This is a genomic window from Tritonibacter sp. SIMBA_163, assembly GCF_046535935.1.
Taxonomy (GTDB): domain Bacteria; phylum Pseudomonadota; class Alphaproteobacteria; order Rhodobacterales; family Rhodobacteraceae; genus Epibacterium; species Epibacterium scottomollicae.
Genome location: NZ_JAWJBP010001573.1, coordinates 1 through 228 on the forward strand (window position 1 = coordinate 1; position 228 = coordinate 228).

1 protein-coding gene is annotated in these 228 nt (G+C 50.9%); it reads right to left on the reverse strand.

Annotated features, from left to right (window positions below):
* On the reverse strand, positions 1–228 hold a 228-nt coding region (locus tag R0J92_RS27555), incomplete at both ends, for a hypothetical protein (protein WP_411054016.1).

The window sequence follows — 228 nt, forward strand, 5'->3', positions numbered from 1 at the left end:
CCAATTGCGTTTGATGATCGGCCATCGCTTGTTCGATATCTTCCGGCACGTCGATCGACACTGACAAGCCGGCCATTAGCCGTTCGATGCGCGAAAGTTCTTCTTGCTGCCGCTCGTTTTGTTCCAGCCCCCGTTCATCCAATTCCAGGTAGCGCTGCCTTTGCTTTTCAAGTTCCCCGCAAAGCGCTTTTTTCAATTGGCCGAATGCACGTTTTGACTCTTCAATAT